The sequence below is a fragment of the Pseudomonas sp. GL-R-19 genome (genome assembly GCF_019956375.1).
GTDB lineage: Bacteria > Pseudomonadota > Gammaproteobacteria > Pseudomonadales > Pseudomonadaceae > Aquipseudomonas.
Genome location: NZ_JAHBDJ010000012.1, coordinates 45596 through 60203, shown reverse-complemented (window position 1 = coordinate 60203; position 14608 = coordinate 45596). Strand labels below are relative to the sequence as shown.

The following is a 14608-nucleotide window of genomic DNA, read 5'->3' as shown; positions in this document are numbered from 1 at the left end:
CAGTACACCGCCATCCTCATAACCTCGCCAAACCTTCAACGCACCGGGATGACGCGGACGTGGGCAGCATCTATCTGATTCGACATGGCCAGGCCTCTTTTGGTGCAGACGACTACGACGTCCTGTCGCCGACCGGCATTCGACAGGCTGAAATCCTTGGCCGGCACCTGGCCGAACTCGGCATCAGCTTCGACCGTTGCCTGGCGGGCGACCTGCGCCGCCAGCAGCACACGGCCAGCAGCGCGCTGGAACAATTCGCCGCGGTAGGCCTGCCGGTGCCGCTCCTGGAAACCGACTGTGCCTTCAACGAGTTCGATGCCGATGCGGTGATCCGCGCGCTGTTGCCGGCCATGCTGCCGGACGAACCCGAAGCCCTGAACATCCTGCGCAACGCCGCGCAAAACCGTGGTGAGTTCCAGCGTATCTTCGCCCTGATCATCGAACGCTGGCTGGCCGGCACCTACGATACACCGGGCCTGGAAAGCTGGCTGGGCTTTGTCGAACGGGTCCAGGCCGGCTTGCACCGCATCCTCGACCAGGCCGACAACACCCAGAAAATCGCCGTGTTCACGTCCGGCGGCACCATCACCGCCCTGCTCCACCTGATTACGCAAATGCCTGCCCGGCAGGCCTTTGAATTGAACTGGCAAATCGTCAACACCTCGCTCAACCAGCTTAAGTTTCGCGGTCGCGAGGTGGCCCTGGCTTCCTTCAACGCTCATGCGCACCTGCAACTGTTGAAGGCCCCGGAACTCATCACGTTTCGCTGAGTCCGGACTATTGTGACCCTGGCTGTAATCACCCAGCTCTTATTACCCAAGAAAGGATCGAACCATGACCTCCGTAGCAGACGCCGTACAAGCAATGAAAGCCAAGTTCAACCCAGCCGCTGCTGCAGGTCTGGATCTGGTCTTCGGTTTCCGCATCGACGAATCCAAGAACTTCTCGCTGATCGTCAAGGACCAGACCTGCGAGCTGCAGGAAGGCGAGAACCCGGACGCCCAGGTGACCCTGGTGATGGACGGCGAAACCCTGGAAGGCATCGTCGACGGTTCGACTGACGGCATGCAAGCGTTCATGGGCGGCAAACTGCGCGCTGAAGGCGACATGATGCTGGCGATGAAACTGTCCGAGCTGTTCCCGTCGTAAGCACCTGGCTCCCGAGCTTCGGGAGCGTGCAAGGCTGCAAACGAATCCCGCCCTTAGTGGCGGGATTCGTCGTTTTTGCCCCCTCGCCACAGGTTCAGCGGTGCTCTTACAATGCGAGCACTTACACCACCGGCCACCCCATGGACATCGACCTCGCCCGCACCTTCCTCGAAATCGTCCGCCATGGCAGCCTGGCTGCCGCCGCGGAAAAACTCCATGTCACCCAGACCGCGATCACCGCGCGGGTGCAGAAACTCGAAAGCCAACTGGGCAGCACCCTGTTCGTGCGCAACCGCGCCGGAGCCCGCCTGACACCCAACGGTGAAGCCTTCGTGGTGTATGCCAATCAACTGGTGCAAACCTGGGAAGCCGCGCGGCGTGATCTGCCATTGCCCGAGGGTTATCGCGATGTGCTGCACATCGGTGGCGAGGTGAGTCTGTGTAACCCGCTGATGCTCGGTTGGGCCGGCGAAATCCGTAACAACATCCCCAGCCACGCCTTGCGCATGGAAATCCGTGACGGTGAAAACCTGCTGCGTCAACTGGAGTTGGGCGTTCTGGATGCCGCGCTGGTGTATCAGCCCGAGTATTGGCCGCGTTTGCAGGTCGAGCAGATTCTCGAAGAAAAGCTGATTCTCGTGCGCCTGGCCGGCAAGCCAGATCCTTATGTGTACATCGATTGGGGCGCTGACTTCCGACGCCAGCACGACGCCGCCCTGCCGGAAAAAGCCAAGGCTGCGCTGAGTTTCAATCTTGGCCCGCTGGGCCTGCAGTACCTTCTCGAAAACGGCGGCAGCGGCTACTTCCGCACCCGCGTCGTGCAGAGCTATCTGGATAGTGGCGCCCTGGAACGGGTGCCCAAGGCGCCGGAATTCAACTACCCGACCTATCTGGTCTATTCGCGCGATCGTGACTCGCCGACACTGCAACGCGCCTTCGACCTGCTGCGCAAGGTTATCGATTCCGACGAAGACTGGTCGCAACGCTGGGACCCGCTGACTTGAGACCGGCTTGCACCGGATCATGGCCGTTGTGGCCTCAAGGTTCGGTCCGTCAAATCACCGGGATCGGCTAATCTGAAAGAGATAACAATAACGACAGGTGATTGCAGTGAGGCAGACCACCGAAGGATTCCGCAGCCGTTACCGCGCCGACATTCATCCGCTCTACAATCCCTGGCTGCACGGCGCGTTTGTCCTGGCGTTCGGGGCACTGGCGATCATCGTCTTCTGGAGCAACGTACATCAGGTGCGGCCAGCGGAATGGCTGGCGGTGCCCGTCACGCTGCTGTTGTTCAACCTCGGTGTGTACAGGGTGCATCGCCACCTGGGGCATCATAAAAAGACCTTCGCCCGGCTGTTTTATGCCCGTCACGCCGTCGACCACCACAGCTTTTTCACCCCCGGTCACATGACCTACGACAGCGCCAGCGACTGGCGGGTGATCCTGTTTCCGGCGTGGCTGATCGTGCTGCACACCTTCGCCGTCGCCCTGCCCCTCTGGTGGCTGCTCAAGCACATCAATACCAACGTCGCCGGATTGGTCGGCGGCCTGCTTGTCCTCGGTTACCTGGCTTATGAAGTGTTTCATGCCTGCGAGCACCTGCCGTCGCGCAACCCGGTCACACGACTGCCGTGGATCCGCCAGATGCGCCGGCTGCACGAGCTGCATCACCGCCGCGAACTGATGCAGGAGCGTAATTTCAACATCGTTTTCCCGCTGATGGACTACCTGTTCGGCACCCTCTATTGGGAGCCGGAACCTGCGCCGTTAAACACGACGAGAACGCCCATGACCCGCATGCAGCATCAGATTGTCATTGCCGGAAACCCGATCGATGTACTGGCCTACGCCAGCACCGTGACCCTTTGGCCGCAATGGCATCCGTCGTCGCTGCATATCGATGGGCCGAAAGGCCCGTTGCATGCCGGCGCACGTTTCGAAGAGGACATCCGCGCTGGTGGCCGTGACGGGCACTTGCGCTGGGAGGTGGCGGAGTACCTGCCCGGACGGCGCTGGAGTGCGTGCGCACAGGGGGATCATGGCCTGTCGCTGGTGGTGACCTATGAATGCGATGCCGAGGGCAACGACACACGTTTCGTCCGCACCCTGGAGTATCAATTCAGCGGTCTGGCGATGCGGATTGCCAACCGGTTGTTGCTCAAGCGGCGCATCGATCGGGAATCGGCGGCGTCGATGCGGGCATTGCGCGAAATGGCGCCGAAATACCTGACGGCGACAGGGGTCAGCGCGTGAGCAGAGCCTTCAAATGCCTGTTGCTGATCATCTTCGTCATCGGCGCCTTCCTGCTGCTGATGCCGACCAAGGTGCGACCGGTGGCCTGGGCTCCACAACTTGCGCCATCCCTCTCCAGCGGAATCTACGCGGACAATCAGCGGCTCAAGGGGGTGGAACGCGTCGGTGCCGCCGACATCGACGGGCCGGAAGCCTTGTTGCTGGAAAACGACACACTCATTACCGGTCTGCACGACGGTCGTCTGATCCTCACGAGCCTGGACGGCAAGACCACCAAAGTCCTGGCCGATACCGGAGGCCGGCCATTGGGTCTGGCCCGTCATCCCAATGGTCTGCTGGTGATCGCCGATGCCGTCAAAGGCTTGTTGGCCCTCGACGCCCAGGGGCGCCTGGTGGCCTTGAGCACAGAGGCCGACGGCGTTCCCTTCGGCTTTACCGACGATGTGACCATCGACAAACCCGGTCACTACGCCTATTTCAGCGATGCTTCGAGCCGCTTTGGCTATGGCCACGACGGTGAGGCCGTAATCGAACATGGTGGTGGCGGTCGCCTGCTGCGTTACGACTTCCAGACCGGCAAAACGTCGGTTGTGCTGGATAAGCTGGAGTTTGCCAACGGCGTGACCCTGGGGCCGGACGATGCTTATGTACTGGTCAATGAAACCGGCGCCTACCGCATCAGCCGTTACTGGCTCAGCGGCCCCAAGGCCGGCACCCATGACCTGTTCATCGACAACCTGCCGGGGCTGCCGGACAACCTGTCGTTCAATGGCCGCGACCGGTTCTGGGTGGCGCTGTATGCCCCCCGAAACGCTTTGCTCGATGGCACGGCGGCCCATCCGTTCGTGCGCAAGATGATCGTGCGAGCCATGACCGTATTGCCCAGGCCCGTGGAAAAACGCGGGTTTGCCCTGGGCCTGGACCTTGAAGGCAAGGTGATCGCCAACCTGCAGGACGGCAGCAGCGACAACTACTCGCCCATCACCACGGTACGCGAGTATGGAGACTGGCTGTATTTCGGTTCGCTGAAAGCGCAGAACATGGTGCGGTTGCCTTTGAGCAAGGCATTGCAATAAGCAGCCTCTTTTTCTGAATTCACTGAAGAACTACTGTGGGAGCGAGCCTGCTCGCGAAGACGTCAGCACATTCAACATCGACATTGACTGTCAGGCCCTCTTCGCGAGCAGGCTCGCTCCTACAGGGGACGGTGTTCATTCTGAATCGACGTCGACACCTTCATCTCCCGGTCACTCATCAATACCAGGCTCTTCCTCGGGATTGACCGTGGTGTGTTCGGGGCTCAGCGGTTCGGGATGAGTGGGTATAGGGTCGTAGCCACCCGGTTGTTCTCCGGGGTATTCGGGCTGGGTCATGAGGCACCTCGTCGAGAGCCATGACATTGGTCTGCGAGCATTCGAGGTGCCGGTTCTGGTTGCCGTTCCAACGGTTCAGCCACCGGTCATTGGTGGCACTGGCGGGTCAGGACGACGAGCCCAACTGCCTGACGATCTTGTCCTTGACCTGAAGACGTACCTCCTTGAGTTTCCTTACGGTGTCATCGTTGGACTTGGCCTCCTCTGCTTTCACCACTTCGGCATCCGCCTGGGAATACTTGTTAAGCAGTGAATCCAGTAACGGATCCTTGGTGCGTTTCTGCTGGATTTCTTCCTTTGAGCGTTTCAGATCCTGATAAAGGTCATGGGGCACCGGCATGGAACACCTCCGTTTGTTGATCGGCAGCGAGACGCGATCAATTGCGTTCACCAACTATCAGAATGGCCTCGGTTAGCCTGTTCTGTCGACCACCTGTCAGACCAGCGGTGTCCGTTCGTCGTCCTGTCGCAAGCGCGATAAAACCTTTGCCTGCACCCGCGCCGTCACCGGTTTCAGCCGTTAAGCACCGTGCGCACCATTTGCCTGAGTGCTTCGGGATTGTAGGGTTTGCTCAGCAGGTGGGTGTCGGGGCTGAGCTGGTGATTGCGCGAGATGATGTCGCGGGTATGCCCCGAGGTGAACAGCACGGCCACCGGTGGTTCCTGCACTTTCGCCCAGGCCGCCAGGTCCGAACTCTTGATCAGGCCGGGCATGATCACGTCGGTGAATATCAAGTCCACCGCCAACCCTTCCAGCAACATTTGCATGGCGACGTCACCATTGGTGGCCGTGAGGATCTGATAGCCCTCTTCGCGCAACAACTCCACCACCGACACCCGCACGGCCTCATTGTCTTCGACCACCAGGATGCGTTCGTGCCCGCCCCGTTGCGGCACATCAGGGCTCAGCGTTTCACTGGGTGGCACGCGCAGGGTGCGCGGGAAATACAACTGCACCCGAGTCCCCTGCCCCAGACTGCTGGAGATTTCGATATGACCGCCACTCTGTTTGACGAAACCAAACACCATGCTCAAGCCCAATCCGGTGCCCTGACCGTCAGCCTTGGTGGTGAAGAACGGCTCGAATGCCTGGGCCAGCACCTGCGGCGGCATGCCGACGCCGGTATCCGCTACGGACACCCGCACATAGTCCCCGGCGGCAATGCCTTTTCCCGCACAAAATTCGCGATCAAGGACGATGTTTTCTGCACAAATGTCAATCCTGCCCTCGCCTTGAAGGGCGTCACGGGCATTGATTGCCAGATTGAGAATGGCGTTTTCCAGCTGGTTGCGATCGACAAACACGCTCCACGAATCTTCGGGCGCCGACATGTGAACCTGGAGCGTTTCACCCAAGGCGCGCAGCAACAGTTCCGCCAGGCCATCGAAAATCTGCCGCAACGTGAAGACCGCGGGCGACAAAGGTTGGCGCCGGGAGAATGCAAGCAATTGCGAGGACAGCTTGGCACCGCGCTCGACTGCGGCAATCGACGCCGATACCCGGCGCTGCACATTGGCGTTTTTCGGCTCATGGCGTGCCAACAGGTGCAGGTTGCCGGCGATCACTTGCAACAGGTTGTTGAAGTCGTGGGCCACACCGCCGGTGAGGCCACCGATGGCTTCGAGTTTCTGTGACTGGCGCAGTTGTTCTTCCGCCACCAACCGCGCCTCGACCTCATCAGCCACCCGCTGCTCCAGGTTGCGGGTGAACTTGAGCAGGGATTCTTCGGCGGTCTTGCGTTCGTGAATATCGATCAGCACGCCGGGGAAACGAAATGCCTCCCCTTGCTCATCGAATTCGCAACAACCGCTGGCGAGCACCCAGAAGTAACTGCCGTCGGGACGCTGGATCCGGTACTCGACGTTGTAGGGTTCGCCCGTCTCGACCGACAGTTTGACTCGTTCCTGGACCCAGCTGCGGTCGTCCGGATGGATCCGCCCTTTGGCGATTTCCTGTGACAGGTGGCTCAGGTCATGCCCGGGTGGATAAGAGAGCGTGCGAGCGAATCGCTCATCACCCGACAACACGTTGGTCTTGATGTCCCAGACAAAGGACCCGAGCAAGGCACCGGCGTTCAATGCCAGGCGCACCCGCTCGTTATCCGCACGATAAGCGTCTTCAGCCACTTGTCGCCGGCGCTCGGATATCACCCGCTCCGTGGTTTCCACAACCATGGACATGACCCCGGCCGGACGTCCGTCATCGTCAGCCACCGGGCTGTAGTAGAGGTCCATCCAGACATCTTCCGGAACCCCGTCACGCAGCAGCACCATTTCTTTGTTGCGATAGGACAAGGTGCCGCCCGCCAGGCAGGTATCCACCACGTGGCGATTGAAATCGGCGACTTCGGGCCAGCCCAGCTCCACCGTGGACCCCAGCAGATAGGGATGACGCCCACCGGCGAATTTCGAGTAGGCGTCATTGTAAATCATGTACCCGGACTGGCCCCAGAGCATCACCATCGGCAGCGGCGACGCAAGCATCAACTGCACCGCACTGCTCAGGCTCTTGGACCATGAGTCGAGTGGGCCAAGTTCGGTCTGGCTCCAGTCGAACGCACGAATGCGCCCGGCCATTTCGCCGTTCCACCCGGCACACCCGTGGCTATCCGCTAGAAACTGCATCGGCTGGCTCTATCCCGGTAAATTGCACCCGTTTGTTTCGAGCATTCTGGACGCTATTCGTTTCATAGAGGTATAGCTGATTCTTGCGAGCCACTGCAGATCCCTTGTGGGAGCGAGCCGGCTCCGGGCGGCGTTCCGACGAAAGCGGTGGCACAGTCAACATCAATGTCTTCTGACACACCGCCTTCGCGAGCAGGCTCGCTCCCACAATTTGTGTCCTCAGCACGAGGGACCGTGCACTACACCTCAATCAAGTGCTTTAGCGGGTTGTAACTGCTTTTCAGGGTGGCCGCGACATCCAGGATCGCCTTCTCTATCCCATTCAAATGCATGCAGGTCAGCTCGATGGCTGCGCTCTGGTTGCCCGCTTCGATGTACTCGATCAGCCGCAGGTGTTCGTCGTCGCGGCAGACTTCGTGGCTGTCGTCATCCAGTGCGGCGGCATACAGCGACGCCCGGGAAATCAGCTTCTGGAACCAGTCGAGCAACACCGGGTTGTTCAGGCTGCGGGCCAGCTTGATGTGGAACTCGCCGAGCAGGTGAATCAGCCGTTCGTGATCACCACTCTGATGCGCTTCATCTTCCAGCAACAAATGATCGCGCAGGTCCTGTGTCACCGTCGTATCGCGACGACGGCACAGTTCGCTGACGATACCGATCTCGACCAGACGCCGGGTTTCGAACAACGAGCGAATCTCTTCGTCACTCGGCAACGACACCGATGCACCTTTATTGGGCTCGGTGGTGACCAGTCCATCGGCTTCCAATTGCTTGAGCGCGGCCCGAACGGACGTGCGGCTGACATTGAATAGCTCGGCCAGTGAGGCTTCGCCGAGCTTCATGCCCGGACGCAACGAGCGTTTGCTGATCGCCTCGTAAACCCCTTGGTAGACGCGGTCGACCGTGGTTTCCAGTTTCTTTTCCGTCATTCATCAACTCCTCGCGCCCTGTGCAACCAACCCTGGCGAATGAACAGCCTTTGAAAAAGGGGCTTGCACGGGCAGATTAATCCGGGCATTTCTAAATTGCATCCAGATTTTGCATACAGTAATTATAGAAATGCACCATAATGGCCCATCCGGGAGATCATCTTTGGTGAAGTGCTGATGGCCCATGTGCGTGACGAACTGATCGATCCGAAAACCCTGTACATCGATCAGCTGGGGTTGGATGCGATCGGACGCATGGGCGGGCATGGCTATGCGCGCGCGCGGGATTATTTCGAATTGCCGACGCGATCGTTACAGGCGTGGACGGATGCACCGGGGGGGTGGCGAGCGGTTTGGGCCTGTCATCAAATGACGCCTGTTTACACATGACCTGTAGGAGCTGGCTAGCCAGCGAAGGCGGCCTTGAGACGTGCAGCGCCATCAAAAACGCCTTCGCCGGCAAGCCGGCTCCTACAGGGGGATGGGTGACGGCTGGCGTCAGTGAAAATCCCGGCTGCGCACAGTGATGCCATCGAGCAACGCACTCAGATCACTCAAGCGCCCGGCAATCAGATGCCGCACCTCGCCCTCCTTCTCCCAGCGGCCATCGACCTTGAGCAGCTGCGAGCCGACCAACACCTGGCGCTGCCGCTCGGCCAGGTCGCGCCACACCACCACGTTGACGTTGCCGAACTCGTCCTCAAGGGTGACGAAGGTCACGCCGCTGGCGGTGGCCGGGCGTTGTCGGCCCGTGACCAGCCCGGCGATGCTGACCGGCCGACCGTGTTCGACGTCCAGCAACTCCTTCGAACTGCGGCAGCGCCGCGCCTTCAATTCACCGCGTAACAGGGCCAACGGATGCGGCCCGAGGGTGGTGCCGACACTGGCGTAATCGGCTTGCAGGTCCTCGCCCACGGTGGGCTTGGGTAACGCCACCGCGTCCTCCTCCTGGCTCGGCAGGCCGGCGAACAAACCCAGCTGCTTATGTACCCCGGCCACTTCCCAGCGCGCCCGATGGCGATCACCGGCCAGCCCGCGCAGCGCACCGGCATCGGCCAGTTGCTCCTGGGCGCGGGCATCGAGTCGCGCCCGCTCGCCCAGGTCGGCGATGTCGGCAAACGCGACTTGGGAGCGGGCCACCTCGATGCGTCGGGCATCGTCCTCGCGAAAGCCCTTGATCATGCGCAGGCCCAGGCGAATCGCCGGTTGCGCACCGGCGATCGGCTCCAGGCTGCAATCCCAGTCACTGGCGCGCACGTCCACCGGGCGAACCTGCAAATGATGACGCCGAACGTCCTGCAGAATCTGGTCCGGGCTGTAGAACCCCATCGGCCAACTGTTGATCAGCGCACAGGCGAAGGCCGCCGGCTCGTGGCATTTCAACCAGCAACTGGCGTAGGTCAGCAAAGCAAAACTGGCCGCGTGGGACTCGGGAAAGCCGTAGCTGCCAAAGCCCTTGATCTGCTCGAAGATCTGCGTGGCGAACTCGGCGGTGTAGCCGTTTTTCTTCATCCCGACGGCCAGCCTTTCCTTGTGCGGTTCGAGCCCGCCGTGGCGTTTCCACGCGGCCATGGAGCGACGTAGCTGGTCGGCCTCGCCGGGGCTGTAGTCGGCGGCGACGATGGCGATCTGCATGACCTGTTCCTGAAACAGCGGCACGCCGAGGGTGCGCTTGAGCACCACTTCCAGTTCCGGTGACGGATAGGCCTCCGGTTCCTCCTTGTTCCGTCGCCGCAGGTACGGGTGCACCATGCCGCCCTGGATCGGCCCCGGCCGAACGATGGCGACCTCGATCACCAGATCGTAGAACGTCTTCGGCCTGAGCCTGGGCAGCATCGACATTTGCGCCCGGGACTCGATCTGGAACACGCCGATGGTGTCGGCCCGACCGATCATTTCGTAGGTGGCCGCGTCTTCGGACGGGATGCTCGCCAGGCTCAGGTCCAGACCCCGGTGCCGACGCAGCAGATCGAAACATCGGCGAATCGCGCTGAGCATGCCCAGCGCCAGGATATCGACCTTGAGCAAACCGACCGCATCGAGGTCATCCTTGTCCCACTGGATGATGGTGCGCTCGGCCATGGCGGCGTTTTCCACCGGCACCAGACTGTCCAGCGGCTGCTCGGAAATCACGAAACCGCCGGGGTGCTGGGACAAATGCCGGGGGAAGCCGATCAGTTGCCCCGTCAGGCTCAACACCCGGTGCAGCATCGGGCTCTCGGGGTCGAACCCGCCCTCGCGCAGGCGTTCAACGGGGGGCGTTTCATCGCTCCAGTGACCGCAACAATCGGCCAAGGCGTTGATCTGGTCCGGCGGCAAGCCCAGTGCCTTGGCTACATCCCGTACCGCACCGGCCGCATGATAGGTGCTGACCACTGCCGTCAGCGCGGCGCGGGCCCGGCCATAGCGCTGGAACACGTACTGCAAGACTTCCTCGCGGCGTTCATGCTCGAAATCGACGTCGATGTCCGGTGGTTCGTTGCGTTCTTTGGACAGAAAGCGCTCGAACAGCAACGTGGTGCGATCCGGATCGATTTCGGTGATGCCCAGGGCAAAACACACCGCCGAGTTGGCGGCAGAACCACGCCCCTGACAAAGAATCCGTTGCTGGCGGGCAAAGCGGACGATGTCGTGGACCGTCAGGAAATAGCTTTCATAGCCCAGCTCCGCGATCAGTTGCAGCTCCTTGTCGATCTGCGCCAGCACTTCGCTTTTCGGCCCTTTTGGCCAGCGCCACTCGATGCCCTCCTCGGTCAAATGACGCAGCCACGAGGTGGCCGAGTGCCCTTGTGGCACCAGTTCGCGGGGGTACTGGTAACGCAACTGGCCCAGATCAAAGGTGCAGCGCCGGGCGATGTTCAGCGTTTCGGCCAGCAAGGCTGGCGGGTACAGCGCCTGCAGCACATCGAGGCTGCGCAGGTGGCGTTCGCCGTTGGGGTGCAGGCGCAACCCGGCATCGGCCACCGGCAGGTGATGACGGATCGCGGTCATGGTGTCCTGCAAGGCGCGCCGGCCGCGAGCGTGCATGTGCACATCGCCGCAAGCGACCGCAGGAATACGCAACTCCCTGGCCAGGGCCAGCAGATCGTCCAGGCGCCGGGCATCGTCCTGACCGCAATGCAACTGCACGGCCAGCCACAGGCGCTCGGCGAAGACCTGCTTGAGCCAGCGGCCCTGTGCAAAGGCATCGACAGCGTCCGGCACCCACAACGCCAACAGCCCCGGCAAGGGTTCACTGAAGTCTTCGCGCAACACCTGATACTGGCCTTTCTGCGTGCGACGCCGGGCGCGGGTGATCAATCGGCACAACGCCTGATAGCCCTCGAGGCTCTCCACCAGCAGCACCAGTTTCGGACCGTTCTCGATACGTACTTCACTGCCGATGATCAGCGGCAACTCCACGGACTTCGCCGCTTGCCAGGCCCGAACGATGCCCGCCAGGGTGCATTCGTCGGTGATCGCCAGGGCTTGATAACCCTGTTTTTTCGCGCGCTGGAACAGTTCGAGGGCACTGGAGGCACCGCGCTGGAAGCTGAAGTTCGACAGGCAGTGCAATTCGGCATAGTCGATGCTCATGCGAACCACCCCTGCAACCACAACGGGCCGTCCTCACCGACCGCCCGGTAGGCCCAGCCCTGTTGGCCGGCACGGGTTTCGATCAGGTAGTAGTCGCGGCGTACGTCGTCGCCGTCCCACCAACCAGACTCGATACGTTCCGGCCCCATGAGGATGCGCGCCGTGCCCTGATGCACGGCCAGCGGTTCAGCCAGTAGCCAGCCCGGCCGTTTCACCGCCGCCGGCACTGCGCAGGGCTGGCTGTCGGCACTGGCCTGCCACGCACACTCGGGGCGGTGATCGGCCTGGAAGCGCAAGCCATGCACCGCGTCATCCCCCAGCCGTGCACGCAGGCGTTCACGCAGTTGCTCCCAGGGCAAGGACTGCTGCGGGCGATCGTCGAACAGCTCCTGATGCTGGGGCACGAAGGTCGGCAAATCCTCGGCGCGCAGACGAAAGCCGCGCACCGGCGCCTCGACCTGGACCTGCTCCAGCCGCCCCCGGGCCAGTTCGAAGAGCATCGCCGGATCGCGCTCGGCGCTGAGCAGGCCAACCTTGATGAGCGTATCCGGCAACCCGCCGTGCTCCAGATGCAGGTCGAAACGCTGTACGCCGCTGTCGCGACCGCAGAGGAACGCCGACAGGTCGCCAGTCAACCGGCGCAACGGAAACAGCAAGGCTTGATGGGACTGCACATCGAAATTGAGCTCGATGCGCACATCGAAGCGGTCCGGCGGCAGGTAAAACGCCAGCGCCAACCGCCGCAAACCCAAGAGGGCATCCAGATGCTTGAGCACCTGGGCCTCGAAACGCCGGGCCAGGCTATGCCGGGGCAGCGCCTGCACCTGGCTCAAGGTGCGCAGGCCCATGCGCGACAAGGCCGTGGCGACCGGTGCTTCGAGGCCGATCCGGTCGACGGGCATTTGCCCCAGGTGATGCTGCAAGGCTTGATCGTCCGGAACCACCAGACCGTCATAGGCGTTGGCCAGCACCCGCGCCGCCACCGGGTTGGGCGCGGCCACGATGCGGTGCCGAAACCCCAGTTCGCCGAGCTCACGGCGCAAAAGCGCTTCGAATTGCGGCCAGGCGCCGAACAGGCCGAGGCTGGATTCGATCTCGAACACCAGGGCCCGGGGGTAATGCACGCTGACCTGGGAACTGAAGCGATAGGCCCAGGCGGCGAGAAACTGCTGCCAGTGTTCGATTTCAGCGGCGTCGTATTCGGCCGTGACAAAGCCTTTGCTCAAGGCCTGTGCCGCACTCATGGACTGGCCGGGACGCAAACCCAGCGCCCGCGCCGCACCGTTGACGGCCTGCAGCACCCGGCGCTGGGCCGGACCGGTCAGCAACGCCAGGGGTTCATCGGGATCGGCGCGCTGACGCAGTACCGCGTCCAGCGCCAATTGCGGGAAAACAATGCAGACCCAGCGCATGGCAACCTCAATGCCCCACGGCGAAGGCAATCGGCGCCGAACGGGCCAGGCCGCCGCGGCACTTGAGCACGCGCAGTTGTGCCGGTCGGGCATCGATGGCAATGCGCAGGGCCGCTGGCGAAGGGTTGATCGCTTCACCGAGGGGACGATAGGCGAAGGCCAGGGTCTGGCCGGTTTCCGCTGCCACCTGCAAGCGGCGCAAGGCGCGGTCATCGGCCTTGTGCGGCCAGCACAGCACCGCGCCGCAACTGCCCGAGCGCAGGCATTGTTCCGCGGCCCACAGCGCATCACGCTCGCCGGCCTGGATGATCGACAATTGACGCAGATCGACCCCGGCGCCCTGCCACGCCTGGGGGTACGGCACATAAGGCGGCGCCACCAGCACGATGCGCTCGCCCGCCGCCGACAGCCGTGCCAGCGTCGGCCACACCAGTTGCAATTCGCCCACGCCCTGCCCGGCCAACAGGATTTCCGTCAGCGCCGCCTCCGGCCAGCCACCGCTGGGCAACGCGGCGTCCAGCGCGGCATGCCCGGTGGGCTGCGGGCTGGCGGCCGGTGGCGCAGGCCGGCCCCTCCAGACCTGGCCGCCATTGAACAGCGTATCCAGCGCAACGACGGCGCCCATCAGCCTTGCCTCACCAAGCCACAGAACACGCCTTCGATGGCCAGGTCCCGGTCGGCCTCGACAATGATCGGCTGGTAGGCCGGGTTGCGTGGCAGCAGGCGAACCACATCGCCGACCCGCTCGAAGCGCTTGATGGTGACTTCACCGTCGAGCCGCGCCACGACGATCTGGCCATTAACGGCCTCGGGGCTGCGGTGCACGCCAACCAGATCGCCGTCGAAAATGCCGTCCTCGATCATCGAATCACCGCGCACTCGCAACATGTAGTCCGGCACCCGCGAGAAGATAGACGGATCGAGCAGCAAGCGGCTATGGACCTCCGCATCGGCCCCCATCGGCGCACCAGCCGCCACCCGGCCGAGCACCGGGATGTCCAGCAACTCGGGACGCGGCGGCTGCCCGAGCAGGCGAATGCCCCGGGCCTGATGCGGGTTGACCTCGATAAACCCGGCTTCGGTCAACGCCAGCACATGCTTGCGCGCCACGCTGCGGGAGGCGAAACCGAACGCCTCGCTGATTTCAGCGAGACTCGGAGGCTGACCGTGCTCGGCGATGCGATCGCGGATGAAGGTCAGAATGGCGGTACGGCGGGGAGTCAGAGTCGTCATGGAGTACATTTGTACTCTTTTGGCTTTTTTCTGGCAAGGGCCGTCAGTCATCCGA

The 14608-nt window shown here is 62.3% G+C and carries 13 protein-coding genes and 1 pseudogene; 6 read left to right on the top strand and 8 right to left on the bottom strand.

Annotation, left to right across the window (positions count from 1 at the left end):
* Positions 1-59 precede the first annotated feature (59 nt).
* The 5 genes from KGA83_RS08070 (at position 60) to KGA83_RS08050 (ending at position 4481) form a co-directional block, all read left to right on the top strand.
* Positions 60-770 (top strand): histidine phosphatase family protein, encoded by a 711-nt coding sequence (locus KGA83_RS08070; protein WP_108217270.1) that lies wholly within the window; start codon positions 60-62, stop codon positions 768-770.
* A 64-nt stretch (positions 771-834) separates the two neighbouring features.
* On the top strand, positions 835-1149 hold the full coding sequence (locus tag KGA83_RS08065) for an SCP2 sterol-binding domain-containing protein (protein WP_223529413.1): 315 nt from the start codon (positions 835-837) through the stop codon (positions 1147-1149).
* 140 nt (positions 1150-1289) lie between these two features.
* Complete coding sequence (locus KGA83_RS08060; protein WP_108217268.1) at positions 1290-2153, top strand: LysR family transcriptional regulator; 864 nt, start codon at positions 1290-1292, stop codon at positions 2151-2153.
* 106 nt (positions 2154-2259) lie between these two features.
* Positions 2260-3405: a sterol desaturase/SRPBCC family protein gene (locus tag KGA83_RS08055; protein ID WP_108217267.1), complete on the top strand. Its 1146-nt coding sequence runs from the start codon at positions 2260-2262 to the stop codon at positions 3403-3405.
* Positions 3402-4481, top strand: a complete 1080-nt coding sequence (locus KGA83_RS08050) for an SMP-30/gluconolactonase/LRE family protein (protein WP_115947840.1) — start codon at positions 3402-3404, stop codon at positions 4479-4481. Before KGA83_RS08055 ends, KGA83_RS08050 begins: the two co-directional genes overlap by 4 nt.
* Positions 4482-4652: 171 nt before the next feature.
* Here the strand turns inward: KGA83_RS08050 and KGA83_RS29810 are convergent, their stop codons facing one another.
* The 4 genes from KGA83_RS29810 to KGA83_RS08035 all read right to left on the bottom strand — a co-directional run bounded on the left by KGA83_RS29810 (position 4653) and on the right by KGA83_RS08035 (position 8332).
* Positions 4653-4778: a hypothetical protein gene (locus KGA83_RS29810; RefSeq protein WP_256357299.1), complete on the bottom strand. Its 126-nt coding sequence runs from the start codon at positions 4776-4778 to the stop codon at positions 4653-4655.
* Positions 4779-4884: 106 nt separating this feature from the next.
* The gene (locus tag KGA83_RS08045) at positions 4885-5118 is read right to left on the bottom strand and encodes a DUF465 domain-containing protein (RefSeq protein ID WP_108217265.1); all 234 of its coding nucleotides are present in this window, start codon (positions 5116-5118) and stop codon (positions 4885-4887) included.
* A gap of 173 nt (positions 5119-5291) precedes the next feature.
* A complete protein-coding gene (locus tag KGA83_RS08040; protein ID WP_115947839.1) occupies positions 5292-7403 on the bottom strand; it encodes a PAS domain-containing sensor histidine kinase in 2112 nt (703 codons plus the stop codon).
* 239 nt (positions 7404-7642) lie between these two features.
* Positions 7643-8332: a GntR family transcriptional regulator gene (locus KGA83_RS08035; protein ID WP_108217263.1), complete on the bottom strand. Its 690-nt coding sequence runs from the start codon at positions 8330-8332 to the stop codon at positions 7643-7645.
* A gap of 150 nt (positions 8333-8482) precedes the next feature.
* Between KGA83_RS08035 and KGA83_RS08030 the strand changes: the two are divergent.
* Positions 8483-8705 (top strand): annotated as a pseudogene (locus KGA83_RS08030) (flavin reductase family protein); the annotation flags it as partial.
* Between the two features lie 125 nt (positions 8706-8830).
* Here KGA83_RS08030 and KGA83_RS08025 read toward each other — a convergent pair.
* From KGA83_RS08025 to lexA, 4 genes are read right to left on the bottom strand one after another with little or no spacing between them, the layout of a single operon-like run.
* Positions 8831-11929, bottom strand: a complete 3099-nt coding sequence (locus KGA83_RS08025; protein WP_177413274.1) for an error-prone DNA polymerase — start codon at positions 11927-11929, stop codon at positions 8831-8833.
* Positions 11905-13320, bottom strand: coding sequence for a Y-family DNA polymerase (locus KGA83_RS08020; RefSeq protein ID WP_115947837.1), 1416 nt, complete (start codon positions 13318-13320; stop codon positions 11905-11907). The genes KGA83_RS08025 and KGA83_RS08020 overlap by 25 nt, the downstream gene beginning before the upstream one ends.
* 7 nt (positions 13321-13327) lie before the next feature.
* Positions 13328-13945: a translesion DNA synthesis-associated protein ImuA gene (gene imuA / locus KGA83_RS08015; protein WP_115947836.1), complete on the bottom strand. Its 618-nt coding sequence runs from the start codon at positions 13943-13945 to the stop codon at positions 13328-13330.
* Complete coding sequence (gene lexA / locus KGA83_RS08010) at positions 13945-14562, bottom strand: transcriptional repressor LexA (RefSeq protein WP_115947835.1); 618 nt, start codon at positions 14560-14562, stop codon at positions 13945-13947. Before lexA ends, imuA begins: the two co-directional genes overlap by 1 nt.
* Positions 14563-14608: the final 46 nt, after the last annotated feature.